Genomic DNA, 23,533 nt, shown 5'->3' on the forward strand with positions numbered 1-23,533 from the left:
GCCCATTCCGACAACCTTCGATCTCGAGATCTCCATGGCGCTAATCGAACCGCGTGGCCCGTCTGCTCCCCGGACCAAGGTGGAATTATGGACGGCGCTGGGGCTGGGCCTAGTCCTCGCCTTCTTCCTCGTCAGCGGCATCATCGCCTACCGCAACATTGAAGTCTTGCGGACCAACAGCGAGAAAATCCAACATACCCACACGGTGCTGATCTCGATCGACGAACTTTTCTCGACCATTCAGGACGCAGAGACCGGCCAGCGGGGCTTCCTCCTGACGGGCAACGATCGCTATCTCGAACCTTATCAGAGTGCGGCGGCGGCCGTCGCTTCGCGTGTCGATGCCATGGCTTCGCTCACAAAGGACAACCCCGCCCAACAGACCAATCTTGCCCAGGTCCAACGCCGCATCGGCGCCAAATTGGCCGAGCTGGAGGAGACGATCGCCCTGCGACGTAGCCAGGGCGCGCAAGCGGCGATGGCCGTGGTCGCCACCGACCGCGGCAAGGTCGAAATGGCCGCGATCCGCAATCAGCTCGATGTGATGCGGGCGGAAGAACAGCGCCTGCGCCAGATCCGCGTGGCGGAGATGGACAAGGCCTACGAAACCGCCATGGTCAGCGGCCTGCTATCCGCCTTGCTGGGGGCGGCGCTCACCGCCGCCGTGTTCGTGCTGATCCGTCGAAGCACCCTCGCCCGCGCTCGCCAGGAATGGCTGCAGTCCGGTCTGGTGGGCCTCTCCGACTCTATGATGGGCGATAAGTCCGTCGAGGAACTCGGCGACAGCATCTTGAGCTTCCTGTCACAATATCTGGGAGCTCAGGCTGGCGCCCTGTTCAAGGGCGAAAAAGGCCACTTCTATCGCGCTGCAGCCCTCGGCATAGCGGCGGACGCCGACGTGCCCGTCCGCTTCACCGCCAAGGAAGGGCTCTTGGGCAAGGTCGCCGTTGACGGTCGAACCCTGATCGTCAGAGACATTCCCGACGGCTACCTGACCATCGGCTCGGCGATGGGGCGCGATAAGCCCCGGCACCTGATCCTCGTGCCCGCTCATGCCGACGACGTGGTCAACGCCGTCATCGAACTGGGCTTTCTGCATCCGGTCGACGCGCGCATGGTCGATCTTCTGGACGAGGCTGCGAGCTCCATCGGTATTGCCCTGCGATCGGCGCGCTATCGCGCCCAACTGCAGGACGTTCTGGAGGAAACTCAGCGCCAGGCTGAGGAACTGCAAGTTCAGAGCGAGGAACTGCGGGTTTCCAACGAGGAACTGGAAGAGCAGGGTCGGGCGCTGAAGGAATCCCAGGCGCGGCTGGAGCAACAACAGGTCGAGCTGGAACAGACCAACAGCCAGCTGGAAGAGCAGGCCCAGACGCTGGAAGCGCAGCGCGACGAGCTGGAACGCACCGCCGCCGCCGTCGCCCTGAAGGCGCGGGAACTGGCCAAGGCGAGCCAGTACAAGTCCGACTTCCTGGCCAACATGTCGCATGAGCTGCGCACGCCGCTGAACTCTCTGTTGATCCTGTCCAAGCTGCTCAGCGACAACCCAGACGGCAATCTGTCGAGCGAACAGGTCAGGTTCGCCCAGACTATCGCCTCGTCGGGCAATGACCTGCTGGTGCTGATCAACGACATCCTCGACCTGTCGAAGATCGAGGCGGGCCATGTCGAGGTTCGCCCCGAAAGCCTGCCGCTCTCGCGGCTGACGGGCGATCTGCGCCAGGTGTTCCAGCCCGTCGCCAACGATCGGGGCCTGGACTTCGAAATCCACGTCGCGGACGACTGCCCGCCGCTGATCGAGACCGACCGCCAGCGCCTCGAACAGATCCTCAAGAACCTGCTGTCGAACGCCTTCAAGTTCACGGAAGCCGGCAGCGTGCGGCTGACGATCGCGCCGGTCGGCTCGGACCACCTCGCCTTCGCCGTAACCGACACCGGCATCGGTGTGTCGGCCGAACAGCAGCAGGCCATTTTCGAGGCCTTCCGCCAGGCTGACGGCGCCATCAGCCGCAGATATGGCGGAACAGGCCTGGGCTTGTCGATCTCGCGAGAGCTCGCACGCCTTCTGGGCGGGAAGATCACACTCGAAAGCCAGGCCGGCCAGGGCAGCACCTTCACCATCACCCTGCCCCGCGCCTACGATCCTTCCCAGGTCGCGCCACGGGAACAGCCGTCCAGCGCCGAGCCACTCCCCGCGCCGACGCCTGCGCGCGCCAAGCGCTCAAAGCCTCTGCGCCAGACCATCGATGACGATCGCGAGCAGGTTGGCGGCGGTCGGCGGATGTTGCTGGTGGTCGAGGACGACGATAAGTTCGCGGGTATCGTGCGCGACCTCTCCCGCGAGCTCGGCTTCCACTGTCTGGTTGCCAGCACCGCGGAAGAGGCGCTGAAACTGGCCCGCCAGTTCAAGCCCAGCGCTGTGGTTCTCGACGTCGGGCTGCCCGATGAATCGGGCCTGATAGTGCTGGACCGCCTCAAGCGGGACGAAGCCACCCGGCACATCCCGATTCACGTGGTCTCGGCCGGCGATCACAGCCAGACCGCCCTGTCGCTCGGCGCGATCGGCTACCTCCTCAAACCGGTCAAGCGCGAAGCCCTGGCCGAGGTGCTTCAGTCCCTGCAGGCGAAACTGGCCAGCACGATGCGGCGGGTGCTGATCGTCGAGGACGACCCGGTGCAACGCGACGCCGTCGGCAGGCTGCTGTCCTCGGGTGACGTTGAAACCGTCGGCGTTGGAACAGCGGCCGAATGCCTGGAACAGCTCAAGCAGCAAACCTTCGACTGTATGGTCCTGGACCTTTCCCTGCCCGACGCCTCAGGCTACTCGCTGCTCGAAACGCTCAGCCGCGACAGCAACCGGGCCTTCCCGCCGGTCATCGTCTATACCGGGCATGATCTATCGGCCGACGACGAGCAGAGGCTTCGCCGCTATTCGAGCTCGATCATCATCAAGGGCGCCAAGTCGCCCGAGCGTTTGCTCGACGAGGTCTCGCTGTTCCTGCACCAGGTGGTGTCCAACCTGCCGCCCGAACAGCAGAAGATGATCCAGAAGGCGCGCAATCGCGACGCCGTCCTGGAAGGCCGCCGCATCCTCATCGTCGAGGACGACATTCGCAACGTCTACTCCCTGAGCAACGTCCTGGAGCCCCGCGGCGCCGAGGTAGCGATCGCCCGCAACGGTCAGGAAGCGATCGAGGCCCTGGCCCGCTCCGCCGAGGATCCGTCGCGCGCCATCGACCTGGTGCTGATGGATGTGATGATGCCGGTCATGGATGGCCTGACGGCCACCCGGCACATCCGCGACGAGCCCCGGTGGGCCAAACTGCCGATCGTGATGCTGACCGCCAAGGCCATGCCCGACGACCAGGAGCGGTGTATCGCCGCCGGCGCCAACGACTACATGGCCAAACCCATCGACGTGGACAAGCTGCTCTCGCTGGTTCGGGTCTGGATGCCACGATGAGCATGACCCGTGCCTGACTCCATTGTGGACCTCGAGATCCAGCTTCTGCTCGAAGCGCTTTTCCAGCGCTATCACTATGACTTTCGCCACTATGCGCGGGCGTCGATCAAGCGACGCCTGGTGCTGGCGCGCGATCAACTGAGCTTTGGCAGCATCTCGGCGATGCAGGAACAGGTCCTGCACGACCCCGCCCTGCTGCCGCGCCTGCTGGGCTATCTCACCGTGCAGGTCAGTGAGATGTTCCGTGACCCGTCCTATTTTCGGGCGTTGCGCGAAAAGGTCCTGCCGCATCTTCGGACCTACCCGTCGCTGAAGGTCTGGATCGCGGGCTGCAGCGAGGGTGAAGAGCTGTATTCTCTGGCCATCCTGTTCCGGGAGGAAGGCCTCTACGATCGGACGCTGTTCTACGCCACCGACATCAATCCAGACGCCCTCAGCGCCGCGGAGGCCGGGGTCTATTCCCTGGATCGCATCCGGAAATTCACCGAGAACCACCAGAAGTCGGGCGGCAAATCGTCGCTGTCTGACTACTACACCGCCGACTACGGGCGCGCCGCCTTCGACAAGACCCTGCGCGAGCGGGTCGTGTTCTCGGACCATAGCCTGGTGACCGACGCGGTCTTCGCCGAGATGCACCTGATCTCATGCCGCAATGTGATGATCTATTTTGATCGGCCGCTGCAGGACCGGGCCATCGGTCTGTTCCGGGACTCGCTGGCCCGCAAGGCCTTCCTGGGCCTGGGCTCGAAGGAGAGCCTGCGCTTTTCCGTCCACGCCCCCGCCTTTGCCGACTTCGTGCCCGAGGAAAAGATCTATCAAAGGCGCGAGCCATGAGTCCGGCGCCGATCAGGGCCGTCGCGATCGGCGCGTCGGCCGGCGCCGTTCAGGCGCTGCAGACCATCCTGCCAGCCCTCCCCGCAGACTATGGTCTTCCGGTGCTGATCGTGGTGCACGTCCCTTCGGATCGCGACAACCAGCTTGCGTCCCTCCTGCAGGCCCAGTGCCAGATCCCCGTCAAGGAGGCCGAGGATAAGGAACCCGTCGCCCCTGGCGTGATCTATTTCGCGCCCTCCGACTACCACCTGTTGGTCGAGACAGACCATAGTCTCGCCCTGTCGACGGATGAAACCGTGAACTACTCTCGCCCGTCGATCGACGTGCTTTTCGAGAGCGCGGCGGACGCCTACGGGGACGGGCTGGTTGGCGTCATCCTCACCGGCGCCAATCACGACGGCGCGGCGGGTCTCAAGGCGATTGCGGAAGCCGGAGGCAAGGTTATCGTCGAAGAGCCTGACGGCGCCTATGCGTCGACCATGCCGCGCTCGGCGTTGGAATCCTGTCCCTCCGCAAGGCGCATGGACCTGGACACCATCGCATCCTACCTTTCGAGCTTGGGAGCTCCATGATGATCGCGGAAAAGCCGATCAACTTCCTGCTCGTCGATGATCTCGAAGAGAACCTGCTGGCGCTTGAGGCCCTGCTTCAGCAGGACGGGCTTGTCTGCCTCAAGGCCCGATCTGGCGAGGAGGCGCTGGAACTGCTGTTGGCGCACGACATTGCGCTTGCGCTGCTCGACGTCCAAATGCCCGGCATGGACGGCTTCGAGCTGGCCGAATTCATGCGCGGCAATGCTCGCGCGCGTCACACTCCGATCATCTTCGTGACCGCCGGCGCTGCAGACAGCCGGCGTCGTTTCCGCGGCTACGAGGCCGGCGCAGTGGACTTCATTCAAAAGCCCATCGAGGCCGATATTCTGCGCAGCAAGGCCAAGGTGTTCTTCGAACTGCACAGGCAGCGCCAGCAGATCGAACGCCAGCGCGATGAACTCGAGATCGCCGCCCAGGCCCTCCGGCGAGCCGATCGCCATAAGGACAGCTTCCTGGCGGTTCTGGCCCACGAACTGCGCAACCCCGTCGCAGCTCTGAGTGGTGGACTTCACCTGCTGGGCAAGGACGTACCCGCCGAGCGCGCCAAGGATATCCGCTCCCGTATGGACCGGATGCTGACCCACCTCTCCCACCTGGTCGACGATCTGCTCGACGTTTCGCGGGTCAGCCAAGGAAAGATCTCGCTGAAAAAGGAGCGGATCACACTGAGCGAAGCGCTTCAGTCGGCGATCGAGACGAGCCAGCATAGTCTGGACGCGGGAAATCATCGCTTCATTGTCGACATTCCCAGCGAAGCGATCTGGCTCGAGGCTGACCACACGCGACTGGCTCAGGTCGTGTCCAACCTGCTTAATAATGCCGCCAAATATACGCCCTCGGGTGGAGTCGTGACGTTGTTCGCCAGAGCCAACGGCGGCTTTGCCGAGATCAAGGTTAGCGACACAGGCGTCGGCATTGCGCCGGAGATGCAGCCCCGGATCTTTGAGATCTTCGCCCAGGTCGAGGATCACCTCGCCAAGGCGCAGGGGGGGCTCGGAATCGGCCTCGCCCTGGTGAAGCAACTCGTTGCTCTTCACGGCGGGACAATCGAGGTGGAGAGCGCGGGTCAGGACAAGGGCAGCACCTTCAGCGTCAGGATTCCGATCCCCCCGAACCTAGACTAGGTTCACCGGATTGAAGGGTGACACCGTGGTCGTTCGGAAATTTGATCGCTTTCAACGCTCGATTTGAAGTTTCGAGATTTCAAGTCAGTGACACGACGGCCAATTGCCAGCGCCCCACTTGGGATCGCCCAGGACAAGCGCGGCTCGCAGGCTTGACCAAGGAAAGCCATGCACAGGTGTCCCGTTCGGGCCTCCCCTGCCCTACAGGCGCGAGATTGCGAAGATCAGAATGGCGCGGGGACTTTCGGGGTCGAAGTTGTCGTCCGACATCAGCACCAGGGTCCAGCGCCCGTCCCTCAGGCGCGGCCCCCAGGCCATGGCTTCCAGATTGCCGGCGTCAACGCCCTCCAGCCGATCGAAATTGACCAGCAGCCGTTTGGCCAGTGGACGCGCCGGGTCGTCCACCAGGTTGGGTCGCCCGGCGATATCCTGAGCCCCGCGACTGTCGACCAGATAGAGGCGGCAATGAAACGCGAAGCGCCCCTTGCGGATCTGCACCAACGCACTGTTGTGCCTTTTGGCGGCCGGCGCCGTGGCCGCCAGCCTTTCTCAGAGCTTTTTCGATGGTCGTGTTTTCCGGACCGGTGGCGCCGTGCGTCCCGGCGCCGCCCTCTAGGCCGATCTAAGCCGGCGGCGTCTTCGCCTTCTTTTGGATCAGGTTCCATCGCCGATTCTGCTGCGACGCCACGACGATCAGATCATCGCTGTGAGCCGGGCGGCCCGAGCCTTGTTCGACGTCCCACCCGCATGTGCGCCTGACGGTTGAGACCAGCGACGGTTCACTTGCCCTGACGATCGAGGACTCCGGTCCTGGTGTCGCGTCTGACCAAAGGGATCAGGTGTTCCTGCCCTTCTTTACGACCAAGTCGACAGGATCGGGCGTCGGCCTGAGCCTCGCGCGGCAGATCGCCCAAGCGCATGGCGGGACACTCGCCCTGCGGACGGACAACGCCAGCGCGCAAGATCGCCTCGGCGGTGCGCGGTTCCGCTTGGTGCTGCCGACCTAGGGGCGGCGACAGACGCCGCGCCCCCGCCGCGGGGGTCTTGATCAGGCGGGGGCCTGCAGGCTGTGGACGAAGTTGTCGCGCCAGGCCGCAACGTCGTCGCGCGACACACCTTCCATCAAGCGCTCCCAGCGTTGGCGGCGCTCGGTGAGCGGCATGGACAGCGCCCGGGTCAGAGCTTCGGACATGTCCTCGCGGCTGAACGGATTGACGATCAAGGCGTCGGTCATCTGCTCGGCGGCGCCGGCGTACCGCGACAACACCAACACGCCAGGATTTTCCGGGTCCTGAGCGGCGACATATTCCTTGGCCACCAGATTCATGCCGTCCCGGAGTGGGGTGACCAGGCCCACATCGGCCGCGCGATAGATCCCGGCCAATTCATCCCGCCGATAAGCGCGATTGACGTAGCGGATCGGCACCCACTCCACCGTGGCATAGGCGCCGTTGATCCGGCCCGAGACCCCCTCCAAGCGCGCACGGATTTCCTGATAGGCCTCGACCTCGTCACGACTGGGGGTGGCGATCTGAAGCAAGAACACCTTCTCGGCCCATTCGGCATGGTCAGCCAGAAGTTGCTCATAGGCCAGGAACCGCTCTTCCAGCCCCTTGGAATAGTCCAACCGGTCGACGCCGACGATCATCCTGCGGCCCGCCTGACTCTCTCGCAGGCGCGCCAACATCGCCTGGGCCTCATCGCCCTTGGCTGTCGCGGCGAAGGCGTCGCCCTCGATACCAATCGGAAAAGCGCCGATCGCTACCCGACGATCGCCAACGATCGCGACGCCGTCCTCGACCACGCCCTCCAGTTCGCGCGTCACATAGTCGGAGAAAGCCTCCAGGGAATCGCGCGTCTGAAATCCGATGAGGTCGTAGTCGAGCATCGCCTCGACCAGTTCCCGGTGCTCGGGCAGCGTCGTCATCAATCGCCGACCGGGCCAGGGCACATGCAGGAAAAAGCCGATGCGGTTGGTAACCCCCAGCCTGCGCAGTTCCTGGGCCATCGGGATCATGTGATAATCGTGGATCCAGACGAGGTCATCGGGCCCGATGAGCGGGCGGAGGGTTTCCGCAAACCGGCGATTGACCCTCTGATAGCCCTCGCCGAACGACCGCTCGAAAGCCGCCAGATCCGTGCGCGAATGCAGCAGTGGCCAAAGCGTCTTGTTGGCGTAGCCGTTGTAATATTCCTGGCGATCCTGCTCTTCGAGATCGACCAGAGCGACCGTCACCCCCGCCACTCTCTGCATCGATATCTGGCCCGAGAAGGTTTCGACCGTCTCACCGCTCCAGCCGAACCAGACGCCCGAATATTCGCGCAGGGCGGCGGCCAGGGCCATGGCCAGCCCGCCTGCTGTCCCAACATTGGCGTCGGTGGGCGGATTGACCCGGTTGGAGACGACGATCAGCCGACTCATGCGGTCTCCTCCCCGGCCGCTTCGAGCCAGTCGAGCACCGCATCAACACCATCCAAGCGATAGCGCGCCGCCGTGCCCCGCGGCGCACCGACCAGTACGCCAAAGCCGCCGGCCTCGACGGCGGCCTTGAACCCGTCCTCGTCGGTGACGTCATCCCCCACAAAGATCGGTCGCGCGCCGCTGAAAGGCGCTTCGCCCAGAAAGGCAGTGACGGCGTCACCCTTGTTTGGCCCCGCCGTGCGCAGTTCGACGACATGGTCGCCTTCCTGCAGCACCAGATCAGAGGAGACCTCCAGTCGCCGCGCCGCGTCACGAACGGCGTCCTGCGCGCCGGGCGCAAGACGATAGTGCAAGGCGACGCTGACACCCTTGTCCTCGACCAGCAGTCCCTTCTGGGCCTTGGATAAGGCGTTGAAGACCGCCAAGGCGTCGCTCAAACGCGGGTCGCTCCGGAACGCGATCTCGTCGCCCCAGGCCGTGCGGCGCTGCAGACCATGAACGCCAGCCGCCGCAACCACAGCCCCACCCGTCAGGACCGTCAAATCAGACAAACAGCGGCCGCTGATCACGGCCAGGCGCTGCTCGAAGAGGACCCCAAGCCGTTTCAAAATGGCTGTACGTCTAGCGTCTGCTTCCACCTGGTCTGGACGGTCGGCAAACGGCGCGAGCGTTCCATCCAGATCCACGAACAGGGCGTGGCCTGCGATCGGCACAGGCGGTGGCGGCGTCAGCGCCGTTGGAAAGTTCAGAATGTGGGCGCTCATGCCGCCTCCGCAAATGTCACGCCGAGCGCGACAGGCGCCCCCAGGGTTGCCTGTCGTCGTTCCGGGCCTTGAAGATTTGTCTCTGCCGCCGACGCCTTTGCGCCGCGGCCAAGCCCGCTAGAGGGCGCGAACCAATCGCAGGAAATCTGTTTCGGCGGGTCGCGGCGTGTCGGTGTCAGCCGGAATTGTCAGCGCGCCATAGGGCGGCGGTTCTGCGACCTGAAGTTCGGAGGCGACGGGACTAGGCGCGTCGGCGGCGGCGAATGGTGTCATGAACAGCCCTTTTAAATCCGGCGCCGTGCGCGGCGCGAAACGTCTCCAAGATTTTGGATCTGCCGTCTGCGGGACGGCGAACCCTACCGCCCAATGCGATACGAGCCTCGGCCCTGCCGGTCTGAAGCCTTATGAGATCTTCCCCGACGCGGACTAGCCTAGCAGGTCAATCCGGCCGAGGGGCCTCTATAACGCCAAAGTGAGGCTTAGGTTACCGCTATTGCAGCGCCAGCCTTCTCCATACCATCCGCCAAGGTCGCTTGCCGTTTCGTAAGGCGGCCCAGATCGTGGAAGCCGGTGACGCATAGGGCAGCCCTTCGCGATGGTCAGCGCGCCTTGCCTAGAATGGCTTTTTCCGGCATCAGCGAAGGCTCACTAAGGACCCGGGCAAACCGGGTGGCTACCCCGGGCGCCCATCCCTCGGGAAATCCGAGCGGATTTGAAGCGCATCGCGCCTCCCCGCGATCGACAGACTGAACAAGATGACCCTGCTTGCCTCGGCGCGCCAACAATGGCTCGCCAATCCGCGCCGCGATCTGCTGGCGGGGACCGTCGTGGCCCTGGCTCTGATTCCAGAGGCCATTGCCTTCTCGATCATCGCGGGTGTTGATCCCGCCGTGGGGCTCTACGCCTCATTCGTGATCGCCGTGACCATCGCGCTGGTAGGCGGCCGCCCCGCCATGATCTCGGCCGCGACGGGCGCCATGGCCCTGTTGATGGTCACCCTGGTTCGCGACCACGGCCTGGAATACCTGTTCGCCGCCTCGATCCTCTGCGGTGTGTTCCAGATCATCATCGGCCTTCTGAAACTGGGACGTTACATCAAGTTCGTCTCAAAGAGCGTGATGACCGGCTTCGTCAATTCGCTGGCGATCCTGATCTTTCTGGCCCAGATGCCTCAACTGATCGGCGCCAACTGGCAGACCTTCGCCATGGTCGGCGCCGGCCTGGCGATCATCTACGGCCTTCCCTTCATCACCAAGGCCGTGCCGTCAGCCCTGATCGCGATCATTGCGCTGAGCGCCTTTGCGATGATCACGGGCCTGGACGTTCGCACCGTCGGCGATATGGGTCAGATGCCCTCAACCCTGCCCTTGTTTCACTTGCCGTCCGTGCCCTTGACCTGGGAAACCCTGCGGCTGATCGCTCCAATCTCGGCGACCTTGGCCTTCGTCGGCTTGCTGGAATCCCTGCTGACCGCAAACCTTCTCGACGACATCACCGACAGCCCGTCGGACAAGGATCGCGAGACGCGCGGCCAAGGCATCGCCAACATCGCTTCGGCGCTGTTTGGCGGCATGGCCGGTTGCGCCATGATCGGCCAATCAATCATCAACGTCACCTCCGGCGCTCGGGGGCGGCTCTCAACCCTATGGGCGGGGCTCTTCCTCCTGTTCCTAATTCTGGTGCTTCAGGACTGGGTGGCGCGCATTCCGATGGCCGCACTTGTCGCGGTGATGATCATGGTTTCGGTCGGCACATTCGATTGGGGCGCGATCCGGAGACTGCGGTCAACGCCGGTGCAGTCGTCGATCGTCATGATCGCTACCACTTTGACGGTCGTGGTGACACATGACCTCTCCAAGGGCGTGGTGCTGGGCGTGGTGCTCTCGGCCGTATTCTTCATGCGCAAGGTCGGCAAGACCCTGACCGTGAGCGAGATTCAGACGCCCGAAGACGGTCTGTTGCGCTATCGCGTCTCAGGTCAGCTGTTCTTCGCATCCGCCGACCTCTTCGCCGCCAGTTTTGAACATCACGGCCATCCCAAACAGGTCGAGATCGATATGACCCTAGTCCATATCTGGGATCTGACCGGCGTAGCGGCCGTCGACAAGGTGGTGTTTCGCTACCGGCGACAGGGCGCGCAAGTTGACGTCATCGGTATGAACGCGGCCAGCCAGACACTAGTGGATCGGGTCGGCAAATCCGACAAAAGCCCTCTGGGGACAGCGACGCCTGCACACTAGCCGACACGATCGCACTTGGGCGCGACAAATCTAGCAGACAAGGACCGGGGTTCTCGCGTTCCAGAGACCTGTGGGATGGATCGGCCCCAGAGGCCCGGAACCGTCAGGCATCAGCACGGTGCGCGAAATGACAATTAAGTCGATCCCGCGGGAGGCCATATAGCTTTCGACAGCTTCGCCGGGGCGATCCCCTTCAACAGCGAAAACCTCGGCATCCCGGTCGCGCAATTCATCCCGAACTAGGGCGATCTTGCTCGAGGAGTCTTCGCCATTGGCCGTCGTCACGATGAGATCCAGCGATAGCCCAACCAACGCTGGATGAGACATGACGAAGGGCAGAGCCGTTCGATGATTTGGATCGGCATCGAGGAGGACAAGCACCCTCTCGATCGGCAGGAAAATCTTGGACGTCAGGCAAACCGGTAGGGGGGTCGCGCGCAGCACGGCGTCGACATGCGCGCCAAGGACCAGACGATCAGCTTGGCTGTCAGCTCCGCGCTTTCCCATCACAATAAGGTCTGCCCCGGCCCCGGCCCCGGCCAAGACCTCGAGAAACTGCCCAGATTCAAGCCTCTGAGAGATGGAGGTTATCCCTTGGTCGTGCAGATGGCCCGCTACGCCCGAGAGTAAGGCTTGCTGAGCCTTGCCCGACAAACCCGCCTCGACATGGAGCAGCTCGATGCTCGCGGCCATCCGCTCGGCAAACCAGGCGGCGTGATCGCCAACGCTCGCGGCATAGCTGGAGCCATCGATACAGGCCAAAACCCTTTGCATAACGTCGAGTCCCGGGCCGCGTCGCCTAACGACGCCACTCGGTCAGAACCGCGCCTTGATCATCCTCGAACGCCACACGATCGATGTCCACGGCGTAAAGGCAAACAGGGCGATGCTCGTTTGACTCGCTCCAGCAACGCACAGCCGCGCCATCGGGAAAGCTCGCGATCCGACCTTCCAGCTTCAGCCTGAAGGTCCGGGACAGGACGGGCGCTTCAGGCTTGGTCAGCTTGACCAGAAACTCGTAAGGCCGGTCGCCGCGTTGATCGACACGTGAACTGTCTGGCCCATAGAGAGTCGCCAGACCCAGCGTTGGCGCTGCGACAGGGGTGGGAGTCGCCGGGGGCGGGCCGTCACGAGGCGGCGGGCAAGCCTCACTGGCCGTCCAGGACCAGGGCACCCAGAACCCCTCGACAGCTTCAGCGGGCTTGGGCGCCGAAAGCGCGCGGATAAGGGGTAGGTCCGTCCAGATGGATGGGCGCGCCACCAGACGCAAAGCCTGTTTTTGGGAGTCATATTGATAATAGACCTGCGCCGACCCGGGATCGGTGACCGGTCCGGTGCAGCCGAAGGCGAGACTGATCTCAAAGGGGCGACCGACCTGAGGCCCAGCCTTCCCCGGCAGCGCTTCACCTGCGGCATAGGCCGAACGCGCGGCTGCGGCGCCGGCGATAAGATCCGACCGGGAAACTGTCGCAGGCGTAACCACGGCAGGTGGGGCGATCACCGCGGGTGGAGGACTGGGTTGAGTCGCAGCGACCGGTTCCGGATGCGGCGCCGGCTTGACCAGCATCACGATCAGGACGATGACCGCCACCAGAACGATGACGATCGGCGCAACCAGCGCCAACTTGCGGTCGGGGGACCTTGCTCTATTCTCGGTCATGGCGAGAGCCTAGCAGATAAAAAGGTTCGCGTTGTACCCGCCAAGTTCCCCAATCGCACCGACTGACGACCGGCCGCGCGTTCGAGCCGGTTCGGCATGACGCTTCCGCAGATCATTGCTCTGGCGGTTCTGGTCGGCGTGGTCGCGGCCATGATCCAGGGCAAACTCCGCTCAGACGTCGTGGCCCTCGCCGGCGCGGCGGTTCTGCTCGGCACGAGAACCGTAAGGCCGATCGAGGTTCAGGGAGCATTCGCCAGCCCGGCGATCATCGCCTTGGCCTCGCTGTTTGTGATCGCCTACGCGATGGAATTGTCAGGCCTTCTTGGCGTCCTGATCCGCAGGGCGACGCGGCTATGCGCCCGTCTGGGCGAGGTCGGCCTCTGGCTTGTCATAGGCCTCTGCGGGGTGGCCTCGGCTTTTCTGAACAATACGCCGATCGTCGTGCTTGGCGCTCCGGTCGTCCGCGATGTCGCCCAGTCGATGAACCTTTCGCCCAAGCGATTCCTGATCCCGTTATCCTATGTCTCCATCCTGGGCGGGGCCTGCACCCTGATCGGCACCTCGACCAATCTGCTCGTCAACGATATGGCGCGCAATGCTGGCCAGCCGGGGTTCGGCATGTTCGAGATCACGCCGGTCGCCCTGATCGTCGCCCTGGCCGGCGCGATCTACATGGTTCTTCTGGGCAACCGCCTGCTCACCACCGATGCGCCGACGCCCGCCGAGCTCCCCCATCTGGCGCTGGGGAACCCGCCAACAGGGGATGACCCCGCGCTCTATCCCACGGACGCCCCGCTTCAGCCGATCAAGGCTGCCGCGGCGCTCCTGGTGTTCATCCTGGTCGTTCTGGTCGCGGCCCTGGGCCTGATCCCGATCGCCGCAGCCGCCTTCGCCGGCGCCGTGGCGCTCGTCCTGACCCGGGCCATCAGCGTAGAGGACGCCTATAAGGGTCTGCGACCCGAGATCCTGCTGCTGATCGCCGGAATGGTCGTGATCGGTTTGTCGCTGGAGGTGACAGGCCTGGCCGCCCTAGCGACAGACGCCATGGTCGGCCTGTTCCAGCGCCTGGGCCCCCTCTACGCCCTGGCCTTGATCTATGGAACCACCCTGTTCCTGACCGAGATCCTGTCCAACGCCGCCGTGGCGGTACTACTCACGCCGGTGGCGGTGGCGCTTGCGGAAAGCCTCGGCGTCAATCCCCGCCCCTTCCTGGTGGGTGTGATGATGGCGGCCAGCGCGGCGTTCGCCACGCCGTTCGGCTATCAGACCAATGTCCTCGTGTACCAGATGGGAGGTTATCGCTATCTGGACTTCGTCCGCATCGGTGTGCCCCTGAACCTGATCACATGGGTCGTCGGGGTCGCCGTGATCCCGATCTTTTTTCCGTTCTAGCGGTTCCCGGCTCAAGCCTCACAATATCGTTAGACCATTGTGTCCCGAGCCCCGTTTCATCGTGTTACGCTCTCGCTGAGCTGACGGTTCAGCTCCCGAAAGCGGGGACGATATGCATGAGCACGAAAAAGACACCATACTGCTGATCTGCAGCGACGAAACCGCCGCCGCGAGCATTATCAGCGATCTGTTCGAGGCGGACCTGCGCGTCGTGGGACCGATCCAGACCGCCAGAATGGCCTTGGCCATGGCGGCGCAAACCAGCCCTACCCTGGCCCTCTTGGTCAACGAACCGACAGGCGAACGTAAGTCGCCGGAACTGGCCCAAGCCCTGATGGCGACCTGGGGCGTCCGCTCGATGATGCTGGACGACATGATGCACGCCACGAGCGGGACGCCGGAATGGTTGGCTCCGCCCCAGCAAATCGCCCGCGTACGACGGGCTCTTTCAAGACATCAGAACGAACCCTGCGCCGTCTAGCGAGCGCACATCTCACCTCGATGGGTCGCCGAAGTCACGCGGCCCAACACCGAAATTCCGCCATGGAGACGCGCAGCGCATGACCGCGAGCGAACGCATCCTGGCGAGCCTGAACCAGCTCGTCGCTCATTTTTCCACACTCAGCCCGGCCGCTTGGGGGATCAATCTTGCCCTCACATTTGTCGCGGTGGCCCTGGCTTTAGCCGCAGCGCAAAGCGCACGGCGCCTAACCCGCTATGCCGCACATCGCTTGCCGGGCGACTCGAGCGCCGAGCGCACCGTCCGTGAAAACCGACTGGCCCGGCTGGTCGGTCGGGTGGTGCAACTGGCAGCAGGATTGGCGGCGCTGGTCGCCATTTCAGAAATCTGGAGTTTTGATCTGTTCGGCTGGACCTCAACCCCAACGGGGTCGAGCATGCTGGCCGCCGCCACGCGACTGGGCGTTTTGCTAATCGTGGCGGTCGCCGCCTTTGAGCTGGTGGGTCTTGTCATCGGCCGCGGCATGGACCGCATCGCCAATCAATCTCTTGAACCTCGCCGACGCGCACAACTGAGCACCTTGGGCCCCTTGCTACAGGGCATTGCCCAGACCACGATCATGATCGTCGCCGCACTGATGGCCTTGGGCGAACTTGGCGTGCAGATCGGCCCGCTCTTGGCGGGGGCAGGCGTCGCGGGCATAGCACTGGGCTTCGGCGCCCAGACCTTGGTCAAGGACTTCCTCACCGGCATCTTCCTCATCGTCGAGGACATCGTTTCGGTCGGCGACATTGTCCGGATCGGCGACAGCGGCGGTCTGGTGGAGCAAATGACTCTACGGACGATACGACTGCGCGACTTTGACGGCACAGTGCACGTCTTCCCGTATGGCGAGGCCCAGATCATTCACAACCTCACGAAGACCTTCTCCTACTATGTCTTCAATCTGCAGGTGTCCTATGGGTCGGATATCGATCACGCCTTGGGCATCATGCGTCGGGTCGGCGCGGAAATGCAGGCCGAGGCGCCTTTCTCAGAAGCCATTCTCGAGCCGATCGAGGTGGTCGGGGTGGATGCCCTCGCCGACAGCGGGGTCGTGCTGAAGGCGCGCATCAAAACCCAACCTCTGCAGCAGTGGACAATCGGTCGGGAATACAACCGCAGGATCAAGCTGGCCTTCGACGCTGAGGGCGTCGAAATCCCCTTCCCTCACCTGCAGATCGTCATGCCGGACCGCCAGCCCGACGCGCGCGAACTGCTGGAGCCAACCCGACGCGGCGAGAAACGCGCCAGTTTCTCCTGAGAAACGAGCATCGGACGCGGCGTTTTTTGCAGCGCCCCGAAGTTGTTCTTGAACGCAGTCAGGAGACTCACCGACAGCGTAGAAATCAGGTCTGAAACCGACGCCAGGCGATTGCGCTCGCGCTAACCGATCGCTGTCGCCAAACTGTCATCATCCTCTGGCAACACGTCCCGAGTTCATGGGCATATGTGCGACTGATCGGTCTGTGGAAACCGGCCCGGTCTGCGAATAGCCCGCAGCGTACTCGGCCAATCAAATTAAGCTGCCAGGATACTCAAGATGAAACATCTTATCGGCGCGACCGCAGCCCTAGGTCTCGTGGCTCTTGCGCCGTCGGCCCACGCCGCGCGCGACTACGTGTGGGCCGCGGGATCGTCCACGGTCTTCCCGTTCTCGACCCGTACGGCTGAGAACTACGCCAAGAAGACCGGCAAGAAGGCCCCCAAGATCGAGAGCCTGGGCACCGGCGGCGGCTTCAAGCTGTTCTGCGGCGGCGTCGGTGAGGGCTTCCCCGATATCGCCAACGCCTCGCGCCCGATGAAGAAGTCAGAGTTCGAGGCCTGCAAGGCCAAGGGCGTCAAGGATATCATCGAGCTGAAGATCGGTTTCGACGGCATCGTCGTGGCCATGGACAAGTCGGCCCCCAACTACGACTTCAAGCTTCAGCAGCTCTATGTGGGCCTGGCCCAGAACAGCGTCAAAAACAACGCTTTCCAGACCAACAGCTACAAGTCCTGGAACGAGGTCAGCGCGAACCTGCCCAAGACGCGGATCCTGGTTTACGGCCCCCCGCCCACCTCGGGCACCCGTGACGCCTGGACCGAGCTCGCCATGGAGGGCGGCGCCAAGACCTTCCCGTTCGCCAAGAGCATGGCCGACAGCGACGAGAAGGCCTTCAAAGCCAAGGTGCATCCCATGCGCACCGACGGGGCCTGGGTCGACGCTGGCGAGAACGACAATGCTATCGTCGGCACTCTCGAAAAGACCCCCGGCGCTCTGGGCGTGTTCGGCTACTCCTACCTTGAAGAGAACGCCAGCCGCATCAAGGCCGCCAGCATCAACGGCGTGAAGCCAACCGCAGCGACCATCGCCAGCGGAGCCTACCCGATTTCCCGATCGCTGTTCATTTACGTCAAGAAGGCTCATGTGGGCGTCGTGCCGGGGCTGAGTGACTTCATAAAGGAGTTCACCTCCGACGCAGCCGCCGGCCGGGGCGGGTATCTGAGCCAACGCGGCCTGATCCCGCTGCCGCCCGCGCAGCATGCGGCGATGAAAGCCGCCGCCGCCAAGATGACCCCGATGGCGCCGCCTAGGGACTAAGGTACAAGACCGCGCGGACGTCTTGCGTCCGCGCGGTGCTGGCCTGAGCCAGATGGCCAGGGCGGAAGGTTACGTGGCTTGACCCTCGACGATCTACCGGCTGTCGCGACTCTCGTTCTTGGCCCTTTCATGGGCAGCTTCATCGGTCTGCTGACCCTGAGACTCCCGGCCGGCCGCGCCTGGGCTGTCTCACGATCCGCTTGCGAGTCCTGCAATCGCCCTCTGGGCGTCGTGGATCTGTTTCCCCTGGTCAGCTACCTGGCTCTGCGCGGACGCTGCAGGACCTGTCAGGCCGCAATCCCTCCGCGCTATCCGCTTCTGGAAGTCGCCTGCTTTCTCATTGCCCTGTGGAGCGCCCTCAGCCAGAGCGGGCCGTTGATTCCGGCCACCGCTCTGCTCGGTTGGGTGCTTTTGCTCATCGCCGTGATTGATGCCGAGCATCTCTGGCTCCCCGACCTCCTCACCCTGCCCCTGGGCTTGGCGGGCCTGGTCCTGACCCTCTGGCTGACGAGCGTACCCTTCTGGACGCCGCTGCTCGGCGCCGCTGTGGGATATGGCGGCCTGGCGCTGATCGCCTGGCTCTATAAACGCATCCGGGGCCATGAGGGTCTAGGCGGCGGCGACCCCCGCCTGCTCGGCGCAATCGGGGCCTGGGTGGGCTGGCAAGGCCTGCCGTCTGTCTTGGTCTGGAGCTGCGTGGCCGGTCTGAGCGTAGCCGCCGCCCAGGCGATCGTCCGCCGGCGGCTTTCACCCGATGAGCAACTGCCGTTTGGAAGTTTCCTGGCGATCGGCGCCTGGCTGACCTGGCTATGGGGTCCGCTTCATACCCTGATCCGCTGACGCCGTCGGCGGCGGGAAAAGACGGCCATTGACGGTCCGTCGCGCGCCGGTCGCGTCCTTCGAAAAGCCGCTGGCCAGCAAACCCTGGATCAGGTCCGCATCCGTGGTCGCCACCGCCATCTCCAGCTGATAGCGCCCTGTCGGCTCGACAAGGGCGGTCAGGGTCAGGTCGGCGTCTCCCGATCGCCCCGTCAGACTGGTGGCCCAGCTATAGTCGCGGCAGGCGGACACGCCGTTCAGCACGGCGCCCTGTAACGGTCCTTCACCGATCAGCCTCAAACGAATATCCCCTCGCGCGCCGGCGCAGCGCCCCTCTCTGAAGGCAGCCGTAACGTCCTTGAGGGCGATGTCGCCATTGAGCGGAATGCCCAAACCACTCAGGTCGACAGACGTCCGCAGGTTCAGGCGCGCAACGCCTATGTCGCGGCGCCCCATCAGCAGAACAGCGCGCTGATTGGAGTCCGCCTTGTCCTGCTTCAACAGCACCCGAACCTGCCTGTCGAACAGGGGCAACGGATCAAGGCCGGCCTTCCAGGTCCCGATGGGCGCGCCCGCGAGTACGACAGTCTTCAGCCGGCCGCTCCAGACCGTCCCGCTGACGCCGGACATGCTCACAAGGCTGGAACCACCCAGGCCAGAAACCAGAAGGCGCATGGGCGCCAGCAGCAAGGTCATGACCAGGCTGGCGGCGATCAGAAGCGCAATGAGAACGCGGTTGGTCATCGAACGGCCCTGGCAAAGGTGATCTCGGCCTCGACCACACCGCTGTCCAGCCGCGAGGCGGTGAAATCGGTGACCGTCACACCGCCCTCGCGCTCCAGAGCCGCCACCCAGGGCAAGAGGATCTTGGCGTCGATCGATGTGATCCAGATCGTGAACCGGCCGTTGGCGTCCTGCCGATGGCGCGCGATGGGCAGGCCAACCTTGCTCGCGGCCGCCTCGACCAGGGCCTGAGGGGACGCAGTGCTGGCCGGCCCTGAACGCGCGCCGGCGGGAGCCAGGGTCCGCAGGCTGGCCAGTCGCGAAGAAGCGCGCTCAAGGCGGACCTGCCCGGCCTTGGAAGCCGCTGCCAGGGGCGTCAGAACGCCATACCAGCCGACAACCGCCGCCAAGGCGACGGCCATGACGGCCAGCATCACCTGCTCGCGTGCCGTGCGGGAAAGCCACCAGCGACGGGCGGCCTCGACTCGTCCGTTCATGGCTTTCTCCTGACGATCAGATCACTGCTGATGCGCCCGCCTTCACTGACAGTGCTTTGCTCGGTCAGCTCCAGGCCCAGTCGCTTGGCCGCCGTCCGAAGCAGATCCATGTCGGAATAGTTGGCGTAGCTCACGGCCGAACGGATCGCCCCCTCTTCGCCATAGACCAGTGTATCCAGCGTCACACCCGGGGCAGACTGGATCATGGTCAGGTAGCTGGCCGAGAGCTCACCAAAGCCCCGGCCGCCCTGGGCGGCCGCCAGGCGCGTCAGGGCGTAGCCCGCCGAGTCCTCATAACGCGACGCCTGAGGAACCAGAGAAACCGCCAAGCGGGCGGCCTGACCTTCCATCGCCTGCGCGCTGATCTGGTCATGAGTGATCTGAACCGCCAGCAACAGCAACGGCGAGATCACCACGGCTGCCGCCAGGATGGCGGGACGCCTCAGATTCCGCTGAGAAGACCCGTTGCCAATGGCGAACTGCCCCTGCAGCAGATTGATCAGCGGCGCGCGCGCGCCCGCGATCAGCCAAGGATCCAAGTCTTCGGTCGGGATGTAGCGATGAGGACGGCCCTCAACCAGCAAAGCCGCCAGTTCAGGATCGGCGTTGAACGCCCGGCCCGGTTCTCGCAACGCCAGTTGCGCGCCGAACGGGGCGACGACCAACTGACCATCCTCCGCTTCAGGGAGCAGGAGATAGTCGGGAATCGCAGCCTGAGGCGTCACGCCATGGGCGAACGCAGCGTCGAGCCAGGCTTGCAGCTTTCCACGCGCGGTCCACACCACCACAGTGCGCCCGTTATGATCTGCGGCGCCGACAGCGATATGCAGATCATCTCCGCCCAGCGCCACCTCGTCCTCGATGCGGAAAGCCGCTGCGGATCGCGCCTGGGCCTGGCTTCCTCCCGGCAAATCCATCCATCGCGCCACGGTCTCTGCGCCCGGCACGATCAGGGTCACCGGCGCGGCGCTATCCAGATGTTCGTCAGGGCCAAGCAGCCGCCGGGTGACCGTCGCACCTTTGGCTTCGAGCAATTCAAGCGGCGCGCCGGGTTCGGGCGGCAGGATCAGGAGGCGGAGCAAGGTCATTCGTCGGAGGTCCAACGCCGCGCGACCAGCGTAACCGTACTGGCCGAGGGGGTTTCGAAAAGTGAGGTCATGAACACCGGCATGTCCGCAAAGACAACCTGGCTGTCGAGGGCGAAGAACCGGGTGCGGAAGCGCACCTGATCGCGCACCACATCGCCGGGCGGCGTGGCGAGCAGCGCTTGTTGTCCCCAGAAGGCCTGACCGTCGGGCCAGCCCTGGGCGGGACGACTGACCAGGACCCGGCGAGCCAGTTCGCGATCGATCCGCCCCTCCGTCAGGGCCGTCAGCAACAGCGCCCGCTCCGGAGGGAGCGTATTGATGTTGATCGGCGAAAGGTCGGTCGTCGGCAAGGCGCAGACATAGGGCCGCAGCGCCGCATAAACTTCGGGAGTGAACCCGCGCACCGCGCGCAATTCACTGACCTCGGCCAGGGGGCCGCCAGCTGTCCGGTAAGGCTCCGGTAAATTGACGTAGCCCGTGTCCTCGGCGTCGGCCTGACCGACGTCGTTGCTGTCCATCCAGTCGGCGAGGGTCTCCGCCAGCTTGGCGCCGCCCGGCACGCCGATCAGCGACATCAGGGCTGTGAACTGTCGCACGCCCAGCTCGCGGCGCCGGAAAGGCTCGCCCTGATTGGCCTCGACAACGCTGTTGAGGTTGAAGCAACCGGTGGCGTCGGTCAGCCTGGCCTGCATCTGGCCCTGATCAATCGGAAACGCGATAAGCCGCCCGTTCCAACCGCCTTCCAGCGTCGTCTTGCCTGCGTCGCGATCCATCAACTTGGCGATTCGGGTACGAGCCAGTTGCTCGGTCCCAAGGGCGTACCAGCGCGCCTGACTGGCGACGCGGGCGTTGAAGGTGCGACGGACGCCGAAGCGGATATCATCCAGAACGCCGATGGCGATCACCGCGATCACGGCCACCATCAACAGCACCGTGAGCAGCGCGGCGCCTTTCTCATGCGCGGGCCTCATCGCCCTTCCCCCGAGGTCAGGAACAGCTGGTCGATCTCGCCCAGATCCTTGAGCGTCATGTCCAGGCGCACAGCGGTGGGTATGTCCGACGTCGGGTCACCCTTCCAGGTGGGGCGCCAGACGCCATCGAACAAATAGGACGACTGCACGCTGTCGACGCCGGTTATCAGCACCTGGGCTGGGCCTAGGCGTGCGCCGTCCAGGGCCGGCCGAGCCCGACGCTCCAGTCGCCCTTCGACCAGCGCGTATTCGACGTACTGCATCGAGGCGCGGGGCGCGCGGTCGGGGTTTTCATAGCCGCGCCGGGTAAAGGCCAGGAGCGGGCCAGGAACCCAGGGATTAACCCCGGCGAAGGCGGTCAGAGCCGGCTGGCCGTCCTCGCCGCGGGTTCGGCGCGAAGCCGCCTGCGACAGGTCGGCCTTGAGAATGGCTCTTGTCCTCTGAAGTTCGGCGTACCGTTCGACCCTGATGCGCACAGCGCTCTGGTTGGCGAGCGTCGAGCTCATCACCGCAACCCCGGCTGTGGTGATGAGCGCGAAGATCAGCAGCGCCACCATCATCTCGATCAGGGTGAAGCCCTTCATTTAGCGGCCCTGAACAGGGTCGCCGCCGCCGCTGGCTGGCGCGAGCGCGGCGTCGTGACGACGATATCAACCCGCAGAATATCCGGATCGGCCGTGCGGCTGACCTGCCGGGTCCACAGCCACGGACGGCCCGCGACCTGCTCCGCGCCGGCCGCCTGGCCCAGGGCGGGCGGCGCAACACTGGTCACGGTCTCGATGGCGCGATTGTCCAGCACCACCTCGGCCAGGATGCGGTCCTGCAGGCGTCCACCGGCCCGCGTGTTCTCGCCCGCCAGATTCATCAGTGCGAGCACGGCCAGGCTGAAGATCGCCAGGGCGACCAACAGCTCGATCAGGGTGAACCCCGCCTCAGAGCGTGCGCGTGGCATGGACAGCAACATTCCCGGCGATGTCGACGCTGACCACATAGCCCGCGGCGCCGCGTCCCAGAGTAAACTCGGCTCCACTGGCCTGACCGGTGGGTTCAAAAACGACGGCGCGTTCGCCGTCCAGCGCCGACACTTGGGTCTCGTCCACCCAGGGGGTCGGCGAAAACGGCGCCTGATCCAGAGCGCGCCAGTCGCGGCCATCGCGGATGTCGAAACGGTAGTCTGAAGAGGACACGCTGACGCGAACCTGACGATTGGCCAGCAACGATTCCTCGCGCGCGCGCAGAAGGCGAGCGGCGAAGCGCTCGCTCTCCTGCGCCAGCGAGATCCTGCCGTCCGGCAAGGTCAGGATCACGGCGGTGGCCAGCAGCCCCATGATCACCAGCACCACCATCAGCTCGACCAGCGTAAAGCCGGCCCGGGCCGCGCGCCGCGCTGTCAGGCGCCCGGGTTCAACTCCAGTTGCCAATGTCGGCGTCCTTGCCTTCACCGCCCTCGCGACCATCCGCGCCGAACGAGAACACGTCGATGGCCCCGTGCGCGCCCGGTGCGCGGTACTGATAGGCGTTGCCCCAGGGATCCTTGGGCAGACGGCGCACATAGCCGCCCTCCCGGTAGCGATCGACCTGGGTCAGGCCTGGCGGTGGCGCGACCAGAGCCTGAAGACCCTGCTCTGTGGTCGGGAAGCTGAAATTATCCAGGCGATAGCCCTCCAGCGCCTGTTCCAGGACCGATACATCGGCGCGCGCCTTGCCCTTCATGGCTTTTTCCTGGCTGGGCAGGACATTGATGGCCACGACAGTGGCCAGCAGACCCAGGATCACGATGACCACCATCATCTCGACCAGGGTGAAGCCGGCTTGTCGCGCCCGGCGGCGTGTCTTCTTGGGATCGAGGGTCGGCATGGC

General features: G+C 64.4%; 25 protein-coding genes, 1 pseudogene and 1 other annotated feature. Of the genes and pseudogenes, 12 read left to right on the top strand and 14 right to left on the bottom strand.

The features are described 5' to 3' along the window. Positions 1-34 precede the first annotated feature (34 nt). From ACW18B_RS13830 to ACW18B_RS13845, 4 genes are read left to right on the top strand one after another with little or no spacing between them, the layout of a single operon-like run. Positions 35-3,463, top strand: coding sequence for a response regulator (locus tag ACW18B_RS13830; protein ID WP_492047606.1), 3,429 nt, complete (start codon positions 35-37; stop codon positions 3,461-3,463). Positions 3,464-3,472: 9 nt separating this feature from the next. Next, positions 3,473-4,297 (top strand): CheR family methyltransferase, encoded by an 825-nt coding sequence (locus tag ACW18B_RS13835; protein ID WP_492047607.1) that lies wholly within the window; start codon positions 3,473-3,475, stop codon positions 4,295-4,297. Next, positions 4,294-4,869: a chemotaxis protein CheB gene (locus ACW18B_RS13840; RefSeq protein WP_492047608.1), complete on the top strand. Its 576-nt coding sequence runs from the start codon at positions 4,294-4,296 to the stop codon at positions 4,867-4,869. Before ACW18B_RS13835 ends, ACW18B_RS13840 begins: the two co-directional genes overlap by 4 nt. Next, positions 4,866-6,014, top strand: coding sequence for a hybrid sensor histidine kinase/response regulator (locus ACW18B_RS13845; protein WP_492047609.1), 1,149 nt, complete (start codon positions 4,866-4,868; stop codon positions 6,012-6,014). Before ACW18B_RS13840 ends, ACW18B_RS13845 begins: the two co-directional genes overlap by 4 nt. 201 nt (positions 6,015-6,215) lie before the next feature. On the opposite strand, the gene ACW18B_RS13850 is transcribed toward ACW18B_RS13845, so the two are convergent. Continuing rightward, positions 6,216-6,512 carry an esterase-like activity of phytase family protein gene (locus ACW18B_RS13850; RefSeq protein WP_492047610.1) on the bottom strand — a complete coding sequence of 99 codons (297 nt, stop codon included), beginning with the start codon at positions 6,510-6,512 and terminating at the stop codon, positions 6,216-6,218. Positions 6,513-6,657: 145 nt separating this feature from the next. Between ACW18B_RS13850 and ACW18B_RS13855 the strand changes: the two are divergent. Together ACW18B_RS13855 and ACW18B_RS13860 are read left to right on the top strand one after the other, a co-directional pair. Next, positions 6,658-6,780 (top strand): annotated as a pseudogene (locus ACW18B_RS13855) (hypothetical protein); the annotation flags it as partial. Continuing rightward, complete coding sequence (locus ACW18B_RS13860) at positions 6,764-7,021, top strand: ATP-binding protein (protein WP_492047611.1); 258 nt, start codon at positions 6,764-6,766, stop codon at positions 7,019-7,021. The pseudogene ACW18B_RS13855 and the gene ACW18B_RS13860, both read left to right, overlap by 17 nt. Before the next feature lie 41 nt (positions 7,022-7,062). On the opposite strand, the gene otsA is transcribed toward ACW18B_RS13860, so the two are convergent. The 3 genes from otsA to ACW18B_RS13875 form a co-directional block, all read right to left on the bottom strand. Then, entirely contained in the window at positions 7,063-8,436 is a 1,374-nt protein-coding gene (gene otsA, locus ACW18B_RS13865) for an alpha,alpha-trehalose-phosphate synthase (UDP-forming) (RefSeq protein WP_492047612.1), read from the bottom strand. Further along, on the bottom strand, positions 8,433-9,200 hold the full coding sequence (gene otsB, locus ACW18B_RS13870; protein ID WP_492047613.1) for a trehalose-phosphatase: 768 nt from the start codon (positions 9,198-9,200) through the stop codon (positions 8,433-8,435). Before otsB ends, otsA begins: the two co-directional genes overlap by 4 nt. Positions 9,201-9,317: 117 nt before the next feature. After that, entirely contained in the window at positions 9,318-9,473 is a 156-nt protein-coding gene (locus ACW18B_RS13875) for a hypothetical protein (RefSeq protein WP_492047614.1), read from the bottom strand. Positions 9,474-9,849: 376 nt separating this feature from the next. Then, positions 9,850-9,903, top strand: a sequence feature (sul1 is cis-regulatory element that is thought to sense ions involved in sulfur or methionine metabolism; They are found in Alphaproteobacteria). Between the two features lie 52 nt (positions 9,904-9,955). On the opposite strand from ACW18B_RS13875, the gene ACW18B_RS13880 reads away from it, so the two are divergent. Further along, entirely contained in the window at positions 9,956-11,440 is a 1,485-nt protein-coding gene (locus ACW18B_RS13880) for a SulP family inorganic anion transporter (RefSeq protein ID WP_492047615.1), read from the top strand. 30 nt (positions 11,441-11,470) lie between these two features. Here ACW18B_RS13880 and ACW18B_RS13885 read toward each other — a convergent pair whose 3' ends face one another. Then, on the bottom strand, positions 11,471-12,214 hold the full coding sequence (locus ACW18B_RS13885) for a universal stress protein (RefSeq protein ID WP_492047616.1): 744 nt from the start codon (positions 12,212-12,214) through the stop codon (positions 11,471-11,473). A gap of 25 nt (positions 12,215-12,239) precedes the next feature. After that, positions 12,240-13,100, bottom strand: coding sequence for a hypothetical protein (locus ACW18B_RS13890; protein ID WP_492047617.1), 861 nt, complete (start codon positions 13,098-13,100; stop codon positions 12,240-12,242). Between the two features lie 96 nt (positions 13,101-13,196). Here ACW18B_RS13890 and ACW18B_RS13895 point away from each other — a divergent pair, with 96 nt between their 5' ends. The 5 genes from ACW18B_RS13895 (at position 13,197) to ACW18B_RS13915 (ending at position 18,415) form a co-directional block, all read left to right on the top strand. Further along, complete coding sequence (locus tag ACW18B_RS13895; protein ID WP_492047618.1) at positions 13,197-14,492, top strand: SLC13 family permease; 1,296 nt, start codon at positions 13,197-13,199, stop codon at positions 14,490-14,492. Between the two features lie 112 nt (positions 14,493-14,604). Then, positions 14,605-14,973 (top strand): hypothetical protein, encoded by a 369-nt coding sequence (locus ACW18B_RS13900; protein WP_492047619.1) that lies wholly within the window; start codon positions 14,605-14,607, stop codon positions 14,971-14,973. Between the two features lie 79 nt (positions 14,974-15,052). Beyond that, complete coding sequence (locus tag ACW18B_RS13905; protein ID WP_492047620.1) at positions 15,053-16,255, top strand: mechanosensitive ion channel family protein; 1,203 nt, start codon at positions 15,053-15,055, stop codon at positions 16,253-16,255. Between the two features lie 279 nt (positions 16,256-16,534). Further along, positions 16,535-17,575, top strand: a complete 1,041-nt coding sequence (locus tag ACW18B_RS13910; protein WP_492047621.1) for a substrate-binding domain-containing protein — start codon at positions 16,535-16,537, stop codon at positions 17,573-17,575. A 78-nt stretch (positions 17,576-17,653) separates the two neighbouring features. Further along, positions 17,654-18,415 carry a prepilin peptidase gene (locus tag ACW18B_RS13915; protein WP_492047622.1) on the top strand — a complete coding sequence of 254 codons (762 nt, stop codon included), beginning with the start codon at positions 17,654-17,656 and terminating at the stop codon, positions 18,413-18,415. Here ACW18B_RS13915 and gspN read toward each other — a convergent pair. The 8 genes from gspN to gspG are packed head-to-tail and all read right to left on the bottom strand — an operon-like array spanning position 18,383 to position 23,530. After that, a complete protein-coding gene (gene gspN / locus ACW18B_RS13920; protein ID WP_492047623.1) occupies positions 18,383-19,138 on the bottom strand; it encodes a type II secretion system protein N in 756 nt (251 codons plus the stop codon). The two genes, ACW18B_RS13915 and gspN, sit on opposite strands and share 33 nt — an antisense overlap. Next, complete coding sequence (locus ACW18B_RS13925) at positions 19,135-19,614, bottom strand: type II secretion system protein M (protein ID WP_492047624.1); 480 nt, start codon at positions 19,612-19,614, stop codon at positions 19,135-19,137. Before ACW18B_RS13925 ends, gspN begins: the two co-directional genes overlap by 4 nt. Further along, positions 19,611-20,702, bottom strand: a complete 1,092-nt coding sequence (gene gspL / locus ACW18B_RS13930) for a type II secretion system protein GspL (RefSeq protein ID WP_492047625.1) — start codon at positions 20,700-20,702, stop codon at positions 19,611-19,613. The genes ACW18B_RS13925 and gspL overlap by 4 nt, the downstream gene beginning before the upstream one ends. After that, positions 20,699-21,673 (bottom strand): type II secretion system minor pseudopilin GspK, encoded by a 975-nt coding sequence (gene gspK, locus ACW18B_RS13935; RefSeq protein ID WP_492047626.1) that lies wholly within the window; start codon positions 21,671-21,673, stop codon positions 20,699-20,701. The genes gspL and gspK overlap by 4 nt, the downstream gene beginning before the upstream one ends. After that, the gene (gspJ, locus tag ACW18B_RS13940; protein WP_492047627.1) at positions 21,670-22,257 is read right to left on the bottom strand and encodes a type II secretion system minor pseudopilin GspJ; all 588 of its coding nucleotides are present in this window, start codon (positions 22,255-22,257) and stop codon (positions 21,670-21,672) included. Before gspJ ends, gspK begins: the two co-directional genes overlap by 4 nt. Beyond that, positions 22,254-22,637 carry a type II secretion system minor pseudopilin GspI gene (gene gspI / locus ACW18B_RS13945; RefSeq protein ID WP_492047628.1) on the bottom strand — a complete coding sequence of 128 codons (384 nt, stop codon included), beginning with the start codon at positions 22,635-22,637 and terminating at the stop codon, positions 22,254-22,256. The genes gspJ and gspI overlap by 4 nt, the downstream gene beginning before the upstream one ends. Next, positions 22,606-23,115 carry a GspH/FimT family pseudopilin gene (locus ACW18B_RS13950; protein WP_492047629.1) on the bottom strand — a complete coding sequence of 170 codons (510 nt, stop codon included), beginning with the start codon at positions 23,113-23,115 and terminating at the stop codon, positions 22,606-22,608. Before ACW18B_RS13950 ends, gspI begins: the two co-directional genes overlap by 32 nt. Further along, entirely contained in the window at positions 23,078-23,530 is a 453-nt protein-coding gene (gene gspG / locus ACW18B_RS13955; protein ID WP_492047630.1) for a type II secretion system major pseudopilin GspG, read from the bottom strand. The genes ACW18B_RS13950 and gspG overlap by 38 nt, the downstream gene beginning before the upstream one ends. Positions 23,531-23,533 lie beyond the last annotated feature (3 nt).

Source organism: Caulobacter sp. FV2ps19 (assembly GCF_058681035.1).